Origin of the sequence: Mesorhizobium erdmanii USDA 3471 (assembly GCF_000472705.1) — a bacterium.
Taxonomy (GTDB): Bacteria; Pseudomonadota; Alphaproteobacteria; order Rhizobiales; family Rhizobiaceae; genus Mesorhizobium; species Mesorhizobium erdmanii.
This window is the reverse complement of sequence record NZ_AXAE01000011.1, coordinates 220027-232546: the sequence shown is the minus strand read 5'-3', so window position 1 is coordinate 232546 and position 12520 is coordinate 220027. Positions and strand designations below refer to the sequence as shown.

Sequence of the window (12520 nt, the reverse complement as noted above, 5' to 3'; positions counted from 1 at the left end):
CGGCCATCCCTAAATAGCGCCGGTTTTCCATGGGGAATCGGGGGCTGTCTGCATGTGCGGTATCGTTGGAATCGTCGGCCATTCGCAGGTTGCGCCGCTCATCGTCGACGCGCTGAAGCGGCTCGAATATCGCGGCTATGACTCGGCAGGCGTCGCCACCATCGAGAAGGGTCAACTTAGCCGTCGCCGCGCCGAAGGCAAGCTGATCAACCTCGAACGCAGGCTCAAGGAGGAGCCGCTCGGCGGCACGATCGGCATCGGCCATACCCGCTGGGCAACGCATGGCGTGCCGAATGAAACCAACGCGCATCCGCATTTTTCCGATGGCGTCGCCATCGTCCACAACGGCATCATCGAGAATTTCGCCGAGTTGCGGGACGAACTGATCCGCGACGGCTATTCTTTCTCATCGCAGACCGACACCGAGGTTGTCGCCCATCTGGTGGCACGCGAGCTTGCCAAAGGGTTGAAGCCGGTCGAGGCCGCGCATCAGGCGCTGAAGCGGCTGGAAGGCGCCTTTGCGCTGGCGATCATGTTCAAGGGTGACGAAGACCTGATCGTCGGCGCGCGCAACGGACCGCCTTTGGCTGTCGGCCACGGCGATGGCGAGATGTTTTTGGGATCGGACGCCATCGCGCTCGCGCCATTCACCAATTCGATCACCTATCTCGAAGATGGCGACTGGGCCGTGGTGCGCCGCGACGGCGTCGCCATTTTCGACATCGACGGCAAAAAGGTCGAGCGCAGGCGGCAGCAATCGCTGTCGACCTCCTTCATGGTCGACAAGGGCAACCGGCGCCATTTCATGGAGAAGGAAATCCATGAACAGCCCGAGGTGATCTCGCACACGCTGGCCCATTATGTGGATTTCGTCTCTGGCGTGTCGAAGCCGCTCGATCTGCCATTCGACTTCGCTAAAATCGGCCGGCTGGCGATCTCCGCCTGCGGCACCGCCTATCTCGCCGGCCTGATCGGCAAATACTGGTTCGAGCGCTATGCCCGGCTGCCGGTCGACATCGATGTCGCCTCGGAGTTCCGCTATCGCGAGATGCCGCTGTCGGCCAACGATGCCGCCTTCTTCATCTCGCAATCGGGCGAAACCGCCGACACGCTGGCCTCGCTGCGCTACTGCCGCAAGGCCGGCATGAAGATCGGCGCGGTCGTCAATGTGCGGGAATCGACCATGGCGCGCGAATCCGACGTGGTGCTGCCGACATTGGCTGGGCCCGAGATCGGCGTCGCCTCGACCAAGGCTTTTACCTGCCAGCTGTCGGTGCTGGCGTCGCTTGCCGTGCGTGCCGGCGTCACGCGCGGCACAATTTCGAAAGAACAGGAAAAAAACCTGGTGCGCGCGCTCTCGGAAGCGCCGCGCTATGCCAACCAGGTGCTCAAGCTTGAAGAGCAGATCGAACGCATCGCGCGAGAACTCTCGCGCTACAAGGACGTGCTCTATCTCGGCCGCGACACCAATTTCCCGCTGGCCATGGAAGGCGCGCTGAAGCTCAAGGAAATCTCCTACATCCATGCCGAAGGCTATGCCGCGGGCGAGTTGAAGCACGGACCGATCGCACTGATCGACGAGAACATGCCGGTGATCGTCATTGCGCCGCATGACCGCATTTTCGAGAAAACCGTGTCCAACATGCAGGAAGTGGCGGCGCGCGGCGGCAAGATCATCCTGATCACCGACGCCAAGGGCGCCGCACAGGTAAGCGTTAAGACCATGGAGACGATCATCCTGCCGGACGTGCCGGAAATCATCTCGCCGATCATCTACGCGCTGCCGATCCAGATGCTGGCCTATTTCGCCGCCGTGTTCATGGGCACCGACGTCGACCAGCCGCGCAATCTGGCGAAGTCGGTGACGGTGGAGTAAGTTCGCCCCATACCTTCGTCATCCACGGGCGAAGCAGGAGCCAAGCTCCTGCGCGGACCCGAGAAAGGGCGATTGTTTTCGGCTGGTGGTCGACGGAAACGGCTCCGTTTGGGCCTCCCGTCGACGCGGTTGCAAAGGCACTCTTTTAAAAACTTCGCAGTTCCAAAGCTTGCGGCGGTTCATTAATGTTGCGCTGCAACCCGCGCCCCGGTGAACCATGTCCGACGCTCCCAAGACCTCCGGCATGACCCGGCTGAGGAACTATTTCCTCACGGGTTTCATCGTCTGCGCGCCGCTGGCGATCACCGCCTACATCGCCTGGTCGTTCATCGGCTGGGTCGATTCCTGGGTAAAACCCTATATTCCGGCGCGTTATAGTCCAGACACCTATTTGCCGTTCCCGGTCCCGGGGTTTGGGCTGATCGTCGCCTTGATCCTGATCACGCTGATCGGTTTTCTCACCGCCAACATCGTCGGCCGCGCCATTGTCGGGTTCGGCGAGCGCCTGCTTGGCCGCATGCCGCTGGTGCGCGGCATCTATGGCTCGCTGAAGCAGATTTTCGAGACCGTGCTGTCGAACAAGGGCGACATGTTCCGGCAGGTCGGGCTGGTCGAATATCCGCGCAAGGGCGTGTGGTCGCTGGTGTTCGTCGCCAGCGAGAAGGAAACCGAGATCAACCAGAAGCTCGACCAGGAAGGCGACCCGTTGATCGCCGTGTTCATGCCTTGCACGCCGAACCCGACGACCGGCTTCCTGATGTATGTGCTGAAGTCGGACATCGTGCTGCTCGACATGACGATCGAGGACGGCGCCAAGCTGATCGTTTCCGCAGGGCTGGTGGCGCCCGAGGTGAAGACAAAGATGGTGACGCTGAACGGCGAACCTATCAATGGAATGGTGGCCAATCCGCCACTGGGGCCTCATCCGGCGCGCAAGAGCCGCACCGCCTCGTCGCGGCCGAACAAATAGAGCAACAGGCGCAGCGCTTCGCCCCGGTCGGATTGCAGCTCCGGGTCGCGTGACAGGATCAGCCTGGCGTCGTCGCGCGCAGCCTCCAGCAGATCGGCATGCGCCTCGATCCGCGCCACTTGGAAGCCCGGCGTGCCCGACTGGCGGGTTCCCAAAAGCTCGCCTTCGCCGCGCAATTTCAGGTCTTCCTCGGCGATCAAGAAGCCGTCCTCGGTCTCGCGCATGACAGAAAGCCGGCGTTTTGCGGTCTCGCCGAGCGGATCCTTGTAGAGCAGTACGCACGAGGAAGGCTTGTCGCCGCGCCCGACCCGGCCGCGCAGCTGGTGCAGTTGCGCGAGGCCAAAACGCTCGGCATGTTCGATGACCATGACCGTGGCGTCAGGCACGTCGACGCCGACCTCGATGACCGTGGTGGCGATCAGGATGCGGGTCTCGCCCTGTTTGAAGGCGCGCATCGCCTGGTCTTTCTCGGCGCCCTTCATGCGGCCATGGACAAGGCCGATCTGGTCGCCGAACAGCGGCTTCAGTGAAGCAAAGCGGTCCTCGGCCGACATCAGCTTGATCTCTTCGGATTCCTCGACCAATGGACAGATCCAGTAGATCTTCTGGCCGCCTGCGACCGCGTCCTCCATGCGAGCGACCAGTTCGTCCAGCCGCTCAAGCGGCAACGTGACGGTGCGGATCGGCTGGCGGCCGGCCGGTTTCTCCGTCAGTTTCGACACATCCATGTCGCCAAAGGCGGTCAGCACCAGCGTGCGCGGGATCGGGGTCGCCGTCATCACCAGCATGTCGGGCGCATCGCCCTTGGCGGTGATGGCAAGCCGCTGGTGGACACCGAAGCGATGCTGCTCGTCGATGACGGCGAGCACAAGATCGTGGAAGGTGACCGTCTCCTGGAACAGTGCGTGGGTGCCGACGACGATGTCGATCTCGCCGTTGGCCAGGCCGGCCAACGTGTCGGTGCGTTCGCGGCCTTTCTCGCGGCCGGTCAGGATGGCGACGCGCAGCCCGACCTTGGCGGCTAGTGGCGCGATGGTCGCCAAGTGCTGCCGCGCCAGGATTTCGGTCGGCGCCATCAGTGCCGCCTGGCCGCCGGCCTCGACGGCGCGCGCCATGGCGAGCAGCGCCACCACAGTCTTGCCGGACCCGACATCGCCCTGCAGCAGCCGTAGCATGCGCTCGGGATCGGCAAGGTCGGCATTGATTTCGGCCAGCGCGAATTCCTGGCTCGCGGTCAGCGAATAGGGAAGGGCGGCGCGCAGTCTCTCGACAATGCGGCCGTCGCCAACCAGGGGACGCCCGGACAGGCGGCGGACCTTTGACCGCACCAGCGCCAGCGAGACCTGGCCGGCCAGCAACTCGTCATAGGCAAGGCGGCGCCAGGCAGCGCCATCAATGGAAACGTCGATCGGGTCGGCCGGATTGTGGATGCGGGTAAGCGCATCGGCAAAGGTGGGAAAGGTATGCCGGCGCATGAAAGCGGCATCCTGCCATTCCGGCAATTCGGGCAGGCGCGCCAGCGCCTGGCCGATCGCGCGGCGTAGCACCTTGCCGGAGAGCCCTGCGGTGAGCGGATAGACCGGTTCGACCAGCGGCAGGTTTTCCGCCTCGCTGGCCAGGGCGATATGGTCGGGGTGGACCATGGTCGGGCGGCCGTTGAACCATTCCATGCGGCCGGAGACCACGACATGCTCGCCAACGGGCATAGCTTTTTCGAGATAGGCCGCGTGGGCATGGAAAAAAGTCAGGCCGATTTCGCCGGTGTCGTCATGGGCGTAGACCCGGTACGGCACCGCCCTGTTGCCGCGCGGCGGCGGCTGATGGCGGTCGATGCGCAGGTCGAGGGTGACGATCTGGCCTTCCGCGGCACCTGCGATTCCTGGCCGGCTGCGGCGGTCGATGACGGTATGCGGCAGCACGAACAGAAGGTCGCCCGCACGGGCCGCGCGATCACCGAGGTCAGCCGTGACGACCTTCTCGATCAACGCGCCAACCTTCGGCCCGACGCCGGCAAGCGAAGTGATCGGGACGAACAGCGGATCGAGGATGGAAGGACGCATAATGTCAGCTTATGTTGCGACGGCCTCAGCGCAAGGCTGACAGCACCTTCTATCCACGCTATATGCGCCGCAGCAAGTGAGGATGCGGCACAATGACCGGAACGAAACGATCGAGCGAGGCGCTGGACGCCCACCGCCGCAAGCTCTTGTTCCGCTCCTGGCATCGTGGCATGCGCGAGATGGATCTCATCCTCGGCACCTTTGCCGACGCCGAGATCGGTGCCTTGACCGGCGAGGAAATCGACCAATATGAAAGGCTCCTCGATATTCCCGACACCGAATTCCTGCCGTTGATCACTGGCGAACGCCCGATCCCCCAGGATATCGATTGTGCGGTCCTGCAAAAGATCCTGGCGTCCCGCCGGACCATGACATTCTGAACACAAGCAATTCTAAGAAAAGCGCAAAGCGGTTTTCCGACGGGAATTGCGATAATCAAGACCGTGATTTGATGAGCCTTGTTCCCACCATAGGTCTGCCGAAAGGCCGTGCCGGCCAGTTTATCGTCGACGGGGTTGCCGACGGCTACGAAGCCTTCGCGCTGGTGCAGGCCGCACTCGAAATCGCGCCCGACAAGCCGGTGCTGTTCGTGGCGCGAGACGGCCAGCGCCTGCCGGCGATCATCGAGGCATTGGCCTTCGCCGCACCAGGCCTGCCGGTGTTGGAACTGCCGGCCTGGGATTGTCTGCCCTACGATCGCGTTTCGCCCGGTTCGGACGCCGCCGCCAAGCGTGTCGACGCGCTCACCGCCATGATCGCGCTGGCGAAGAAGCCGCATCGCGCCGTCATCCTCACCACCGCCAATGCACTGCTGCAGCGCATTCCACCGGCCGATCTTGTCGAAGCGCAGACGTTTCACGCCAGACCCGGCAACCAGATCGACATGAATGCGCTGATCGCGCGACTGGAAACATCAGGCTTCGAGCGCGTGCCGACGGTGCGCGGCATCGGCGAGTTCGCCGTGCGCGGCGGCATTCTCGACCTGTTCGCCCCGGGCTGGACCGAGGCGCTGAGGCTCGATTTCTTCGGCGATACGCTGGAATCGATCCGCGTCTTCGACGCCGCCACCCAGCGCACCACCGGACAGCGCAAATCGATGGCGCTGCAGGCGATGAGCGAAGTGGCGCTGACACCAGGAACCATAAGCCGCTTCCGCCGCTCTTATATCGAGGCCTTTGGCGCCCCGCAGCGCGATGACGGGCTTTACGCGGCGGTCAGCGAGGGCAGGCGCTTCGCCGGCATGGAGCACTGGCTGCCGTTCTTCTACGAGCGGCTGGAGACGGTGTTCGATTATCTGCCGGATACGCCGGTTGTTTTCGACCATCTGGCGCATGAGGCGCTGGCTGAACGCCATACGCTGATCCTCGACCACTACGAGGCGCGCCGGAAGCAGGCCGACGCCGCGCTGAAGGATGCGGTGCCCTACAAGCCGGTGGCGCCGGATCTGCTTTACCTGTCGCCGGAAAACCTGATTGCCTCGCTCGGGCCGCGCGAAGCGATCGACTTCACGCCGTTCGACGCGCCGGATGCCGGTGCGAAAAAGGTCTACCACGCCGGCTCGCGACATGGCCGCAGCTTCGTCGAGGAACGCGCCGATCCCAACGTGAATGTCTTCGACGTCGTCGTTAGGCACATCGCCGACGAACGCGCGGCGCGCCGCCGCGTCGTCATCGCCGGCTGGACCGAAGGCTCGCTCGACCGGCTCGGCCAGATCCTCGCCGAGCATCATCTGGGCAATCTCAAGCAGGTCGAAACGCTTGCCGAAGCGGAAAAGCTCGAGCCGGGGCAGGCGGCGCTTGCCGTGCTGCCGCTCGAATCCGGATTCGAGACCGAAAAGCTGGTCGTCGTCGCCGAACAGGACATTCTGGGCGACCGGTTGATCCGGCGCTCGAAGCGCAAGAAGCGTGCGTCCGACTTCATTGCCGAGGCCTCGGCCTTGTCGGCCGGCGATATCGTCGTCCATGCCGACCACGGCATCGGCCGCTTCATCGGCTTGCGCACCATCGAGGCGGTTGGTGCGCCGCATGACTGCCTGGAAATCCACTATGCCGGCGACGACCGGCTGTTCCTACCGGTGGAAAACATCGAGCTTCTGTCACGCTACGGCTCTGACACAGCCGAGGCGACGCTGGACAAGCTCGGCGGCGGCGCCTGGCAGTCACGCAAGGCAAAGCTGAAGCGGCGCCTGCTCGATATGGCCGGGCAGCTGATCCGCATCGCCGCCGAACGCCAGATGCGCGCCGCGCCGGCGCTGGTGCCGGCCGAAGGCCTGTACGACGAATTTGCCGCGCGTTTCCCCTATGAGGAAACAGACGATCAACAGACGGCGATCGACTCGGTCAGGGACGACCTCGGCGCCGGCAAGCCGATGGACCGGCTCATCTGCGGCGATGTCGGTTTCGGCAAGACCGAAGTGGCGTTGCGCGCCGCCTTCATCGCGGCCATGGAAGGCTTCCAGGTCGCCGTGGTGGTGCCGACGACGCTGTTGTCGCGCCAGCATTTCAAGACGTTTTCGCAGCGCTTTTCCGGCCTGCCTATCCGCGTTGCCCAGGCCTCGCGGCTGGTCGGAGCCAAGGAACTGGCGGAGACGAAGAAGGCTCTGGCCGAAGGTCAGGTCGACATCGTCGTCGGCACTCATGCGCTGCTCGGATCGTCGATCTCGTTCAAGAACCTCGGCCTGCTGATCATCGACGAGGAGCAGCACTTCGGCGTCAAGCACAAGGAGCGGCTGAAGGACCTGAAGACCGACGTCCATGTGCTGACGCTGTCGGCGACGCCGATCCCGCGCACGCTGCAACTGGCGCTGACGGGCGTGCGCGAACTGTCGCTGATCGCCACGCCGCCCGTCGACCGCATGGCGGTGCGCACCTTCATCTCGCCGTTCGATCCGCTGGTCATCCGTGAGACGCTGCTGCGCGAACGCTACCGTGGCGGCCATTCCTTCTATGTCGTGCCACGCATCAGCGATCTCGCCGAAATCCATGATTTCCTGAAAGAATCCGTCCCCGAGCTGAAAGTTGCGGTGGCCCATGGCCAGATGCCGCCGGGCGAACTCGACGACATCATGAATGCCTTCTATGACGGCCAGTACGACGTGCTTCTGTCGACGACCATCGTCGAATCCGGTCTCGACATCCCGACCGCCAACACGCTGATCATCCACCGCGCCGACATGTTCGGCCTGTCGCAGCTCTACCAGTTGCGTGGTCGCGTCGGCCGTTCCAAGGTGCGCGCTTATGCGCTGTTCACGCTGCCGGCCAACCGCAAGCTGACCGACACCGCCGAGCGCCGGCTGAAGGTGCTGCAGTCGCTCGACACGCTGGGCGCCGGCTTCCAGCTGGCCAGCCATGATCTCGACATCAGGGGCGCCGGCAATCTTCTGGGCGAGGAGCAGTCCGGCCATATCAAGGAGGTCGGTTTCGAGCTCTACCAGCAGATGCTGGAGGAGGCCGTTGCCGAGGTGAAGGATTCCGGCGAGGTCCAGGATGGCGGCTGGTCGCCGCAGATCGCCGTCGGCACGGCGGTGATGATCCCGGAAAGCTATGTGCCCGACCTGCAGCTCAGGCTGGCGCTCTACCGCCGTCTCGGCGATCTCGAAAACACCGAGGAGATCGACGCTTTCGGCGCCGAGCTGATCGACCGCTTCGGCCCGCTCCCGGACGAGGTGAAGCATCTGTTGAAGATCGTCTTCATCAAGGCGCTTTGCCGCAAGGCCAATGTCGAGAAGCTCGATGCCGGGCCGAAGGGCGTCGTCATCCATTTCCGCAAGCGCGAATTCTCCAACCCGGTCGGACTGGTCAAGTTCATCGGCGAACAGGGGGCCTTGGCCAAGATCCGGCCGGACCACAGCGTCGTTTTCATCCGCGACTGGCCGACGGCCGAGAAGCGGTTGGCGGGCTCGGCGGTGGTCATGACGCAACTGGCGCGATTGGTGGTGGTCGAGAAGGCGGCTTAGCGTCTGGCCATCATTCGCCAGCGCTGAAATTCCAGTCTAGAATAGGAAATCGGCTTCGTGTATGGAGCCGCCACCCCATATAGGGGCGGGAAATGGCGGGTGATGATACCCGCCGGAAAGAGCGTTGGGTGCAGCGATGACGAAATGGTCGCCGAATTCTTGGAGAGCAAAGCCGATCAAGCAGGTTCCTGCTTATCCGGACCTTGCCGCGCTGAAGAACACGGAAGCCCAGCTCGCCACCTTTCCGCCGCTGGTCTTTGCCGGCGAGGCACGCAAGCTGAAGAAGCAGCTGGCGGCGGTCGCAAACGGCGACGCCTTCCTGCTCCAGGGTGGCGATTGCGCCGAAAGCTTTGCCGAACATGGCGCCGACAACATCCGCGACTTCTTCCGCGTCTTCCTGCAGATGTCGGTCGTCTTGACCTTTGCCGGCGCGCAGCCGGTGGTGAAGGTCGGCCGCGTCGCCGGCCAGTTCGCCAAGCCGCGCTCGTCCGACAACGAGACCAAGGGTGGCGTGACGCTGCCCAGCTATCGCGGCGATATCATCAACGGCATCGAATTCGACCAGAAGTCGCGCATTCCCGATCCCGCCCGCCAGGAAATGGCGTACCGCCAGTCGGCGGCGACGCTCAATCTTCTGCGCGCCTTCGCCCAGGGCGGCTATGCCAGTCTGGAGAACGTGCATCGCTGGATGCTGGGCTTCGTCTCCGACAGCCCGCAGGGCGAGAAATACGAGTCGCTGGCCAACCGCATCACCGAAACGATGGACTTCATGAAGGCCGTCGGCATCACCTCGGAGACCAATTATGCGCTGCGCGAGACCGATTTCTACACCAGCCATGAAGCACTGCTGCTCGGCTATGAAGAGGCGCTGACCCGCGTCGATTCGACCTCGGGTGACTGGTACGCCACCTCGGGCCACATGATCTGGATCGGCGACCGCACGCGCCAGCCCGATCATGCGCATGTCGAGTATTGCAGGGGCATCAAGAACCCGCTCGGCCTGAAATGCGGCCCGTCGCTGACCGCTGACGGCTTGCTGGAACTGATCGACCTGCTCAACCCCGAGAACGAGCCCGGCCGGCTGACGTTGATCGCCCGCTTCGGTTCCGACAAGGTCGCCGACCATCTGCCGAAGCTGGTGCGCGCGGTGCAGAAGGAAGGCCGCAGCGTGGTCTGGTCGTCGGACCCGATGCATGGCAACACGATCGAGGCCGCCGGCTACAAGACGCGGCCGTTCGACCGCATCCTGAAGGAAGTGCAGACCTTCTTCGAGGTGCACCGCGCCGAAGGCACGCATCCCGGCGGCATCCATGTCGAGATGACCGGCAAGAACGTCACCGAATGCACGGGCGGTGCGCGCGCCATCACCGCCGAGGAATTGCAGGACCGCTACCACACCCATTGCGACCCGCGCCTCAACGCCGATCAGGCGATCGAACTTGCCTTCCTGGTCTCGGACCTGCTGAAGAAAAGCCATCCGGTGCAGCACAAGCAGGTCGCCAACGGCTAAGGCGTGCAGATATTCAGGTGATGTCGGCCTGCAAACGTCGATTTCCTGCGCTTCCGGTGCTCACGTACTTTAAATACGCTCCGCTCCAGTTCTTGGAACCCGCCGTTTTCGGCTCGGCCTAACCTGAATCTCAACACACTTGATCGCACCAATTAGCCGATAACGAAAAGGCGCCTGGGAGATCGGGCGCCTTTTCTGTTTCAGCGATCGGCAAGAACTACGGCGTCAGTCCTTCTTGTAGAGTAGCCAGCTCTTGCCGGGGCGACCGGCCATCGTCGAATGCTTGGTGACGCGATTGCGTCCGCTCACTTTCGAACGGTAGAGCGCCCGGTCGGCCTTGGTGTAGAGGTCCTCCGGGCCTTCGGCCTCCGATGCCATGCAGATGCCCATCGATACCGTCACGGTGCCGTAATTCGTGCCGGTCTGGCTGCTGGTGAACGGCGTCTGCTCGATCAGCGAGCGAATGCGCTCGGCGATCTCGTAGGTTGCATCTTCGCTGGCGCCCTCGATGATCAGTGCGAATTCCTCGCCGCCCGTGCGGGCGACGAACATGTCGCCGCGAATGCTGGTCTGGAAGATCTCGGCGATGATCTGGATGATCTTGTCGCCGACGGGATGGCCGTAGCGGTCGTTGATATCCTTGAACCGATCGATGTCGGCGAGGATCAGGGCATTGAACAGGATACCTTTGTTGCTCGTGTAGATCCGGGTGATCTCCTTGTCGAAGGCGCGGCGGTTCCAGATCTGGGTCAATGGATCCGTGTCGGCCAGGCGCTTGTATTCCTCGAGCTTCGACTTGACGCTCTCGAGTTCCGCCGTCTTGTCGCTCAGCATCGAGGCGACCTGCCGGCCGTGATCGATGGTCGAACTGGTGGCGACCGACATGGCGTTGGCGATCTTCTGCAGAAGATCCTGGGAGAGCAGGCTGCGGCCGCTCAAGCCGCTCGAGGTCTCATCGAGGATCCTGCCGTATTTCTCAATGTGGCTGCGTTCGCTGCGCAGCAGCGATGCGACTTCCTCGAGCTCCCTGGCGATGACGTCCCGAGCATGCTCGACGATACCCGGACCGTGGTTCTGGGCGAAGAAAGAACGGCCGATCTTGTCCAACTCGTCCTGTGTCGGCCGGTTGCTCAGCGAGAGCACAGCGAGGCTGAGCTCGCGGTTGGTGCCGCTCAAGGCCTCGTAGAAAATCTCGTAGTTACGGGGCAGACCGAGCACGCCAAGCTGGCGCATGGTCGCCACAACCGTGGCCGCGATATCGGTGCTTCGTTCGGTTGGGGCTGCTGCCGGCTGCATGTCTGAACCACTCTTCCCCTCGGATCCCACGCGGAATTTGCGGGTTCCATTGATCGCCGAGCTGGGGAGCGCGACCCGATAGTCCGGAACATCTTGCGAAGAGGCGCGTCCCCACCCGCGACCTTCGCTTGACATGACTATAAATGCGGTAGCGCTAAAGTTTCCTTAATCCGCACGGCTTCTGCAGGTTATCCTCTACCTGTGGCTGTAGATGCGTAAATTTCTGCACCATTATCGCGAAGTGGAGCACGGTTTGGCGACTTTGAACTCGAAATCCGAGCGGCGCGCTGCTGGAGATGGCACCATATATCGATTTTACCACGCCAATCGATGTCGTATTTGCTTGCGCACACCCACCGCAAAGCTGGAATCCTGGCAATCGAGTTGGACGAGGTTTGCCTAGGGGTGCCGAAATGAGCGACAGCCACCATGGATCATGCCTGTGCGGAGCGGTCCGCTTCCGCACAAGTGGAGCGCTGCGGGGGGTCGTCTACTGTCATTGCTCGCAATGCCGGAAGCAAAGCGGGCATTTCTATGCCGCGACCAATGTTGCCGACGCCGACATCGTGATCGAAGGTACGGAAAGCATCACCTGGTATGAAGCGTCCGCTTTCGCCAGTCGCGGCTTTTGCAGGACATGCGGGTCCGTGCTTTTCTGGAAGCCAAGGACTCAAGACTATATTTCGGTCATGGCGGGAGCGTTCGACGGACCGACGGGTCTCAAGGCCGACTGTCATATCTTCGTCGCCGACAAGGGCGACTATTATTCGATCGACGACGGGCTGCCGCAGTTTGAAAAATCGACGCCTTCGATAGCGGTTGCCGAATGAATTTTGGGCGGGCTGTCTTATTC

General features: G+C 62.9%; 8 protein-coding genes. 6 read left to right on the top strand and 2 right to left on the bottom strand.

What is annotated here, in order from left to right; genetic code table 11:
• Positions 1–52: 52 nt before the first annotated feature.
• Both glmS and A3AU_RS0106255 read left to right on the top strand, forming a co-directional pair.
• A complete protein-coding gene (glmS, locus tag A3AU_RS0106260; RefSeq protein WP_027052028.1) occupies positions 53–1876 on the top strand; it encodes a glutamine--fructose-6-phosphate transaminase (isomerizing) in 1824 nt (607 codons plus the stop codon).
• A 217-nt stretch (positions 1877–2093) separates the two neighbouring features.
• The gene (locus tag A3AU_RS0106255; RefSeq protein WP_027052027.1) at positions 2094–2846 is read left to right on the top strand and encodes a DUF502 domain-containing protein; all 753 of its coding nucleotides are present in this window, start codon (positions 2094–2096) and stop codon (positions 2844–2846) included.
• On the opposite strand, the gene recG is transcribed toward A3AU_RS0106255, so the two are convergent.
• Complete coding sequence (recG, locus tag A3AU_RS0106250; protein WP_027052026.1) at positions 2798–4906, bottom strand: ATP-dependent DNA helicase RecG; 2109 nt, start codon at positions 4904–4906, stop codon at positions 2798–2800. The genes A3AU_RS0106255 and recG overlap by 49 nt on opposite strands.
• A 92-nt stretch (positions 4907–4998) precedes the next feature.
• Here recG and A3AU_RS0106245 point away from each other — a divergent pair, with 92 nt between their 5' ends.
• From A3AU_RS0106245 to A3AU_RS0106235, 3 genes are all read left to right on the top strand, one after another.
• Positions 4999–5286: a succinate dehydrogenase assembly factor 2 gene (locus tag A3AU_RS0106245; protein ID WP_027052025.1), complete on the top strand. Its 288-nt coding sequence runs from the start codon at positions 4999–5001 to the stop codon at positions 5284–5286.
• A 71-nt stretch (positions 5287–5357) separates the two neighbouring features.
• Positions 5358–8861: a transcription-repair coupling factor gene (gene mfd, locus A3AU_RS0106240; RefSeq protein WP_027052024.1), complete on the top strand. Its 3504-nt coding sequence runs from the start codon at positions 5358–5360 to the stop codon at positions 8859–8861.
• A 136-nt stretch (positions 8862–8997) separates the two neighbouring features.
• Complete coding sequence (locus tag A3AU_RS0106235; protein ID WP_027052023.1) at positions 8998–10371, top strand: class II 3-deoxy-7-phosphoheptulonate synthase; 1374 nt, start codon at positions 8998–9000, stop codon at positions 10369–10371.
• Positions 10372–10596: 225 nt separating this feature from the next.
• On the opposite strand, the gene A3AU_RS0106230 is transcribed toward A3AU_RS0106235, so the two are convergent.
• The gene (locus A3AU_RS0106230; protein WP_027052022.1) at positions 10597–11667 is read right to left on the bottom strand and encodes a diguanylate cyclase; all 1071 of its coding nucleotides are present in this window, start codon (positions 11665–11667) and stop codon (positions 10597–10599) included.
• Positions 11668–12080: 413 nt separating this feature from the next.
• Here A3AU_RS0106230 and A3AU_RS0106225 point away from each other — a divergent pair, with 413 nt between their 5' ends.
• Entirely contained in the window at positions 12081–12497 is a 417-nt protein-coding gene (locus tag A3AU_RS0106225; protein WP_027052021.1) for a GFA family protein, read from the top strand.
• The last annotated feature ends 23 nt before the right edge of the window (positions 12498–12520 follow it).

Excerpts from the sequence above, each read along its gene's own strand:
- glmS (WP_027052028.1), top strand. The coding sequence starts at position 53 with ATGTGCGGTATCGTTGGAATCGTCGGCCATTCGCAGGTTGCGCCGCTC.
- A3AU_RS0106255 (WP_027052027.1), top strand. The coding sequence starts at position 2,094 with ATGTCCGACGCTCCCAAGACCTCCGGCATGACCCGGCTGAGGAACTAT.
- recG (WP_027052026.1), bottom strand. The coding sequence starts at position 4,906 with ATGCGTCCTTCCATCCTCGATCCGCTGTTCGTCCCGATCACTTCGCTT.
- A3AU_RS0106245 (WP_027052025.1), top strand. The coding sequence starts at position 4,999 with ATGACCGGAACGAAACGATCGAGCGAGGCGCTGGACGCCCACCGCCGC.
- mfd (WP_027052024.1), top strand. The coding sequence starts at position 5,358 with ATGAGCCTTGTTCCCACCATAGGTCTGCCGAAAGGCCGTGCCGGCCAG.
- A3AU_RS0106235 (WP_027052023.1), top strand. The coding sequence starts at position 8,998 with ATGACGAAATGGTCGCCGAATTCTTGGAGAGCAAAGCCGATCAAGCAG.
- A3AU_RS0106230 (WP_027052022.1), bottom strand. The coding sequence starts at position 11,667 with ATGCAGCCGGCAGCAGCCCCAACCGAACGAAGCACCGATATCGCGGCC.
- A3AU_RS0106225 (WP_027052021.1), top strand. The coding sequence starts at position 12,081 with ATGAGCGACAGCCACCATGGATCATGCCTGTGCGGAGCGGTCCGCTTC.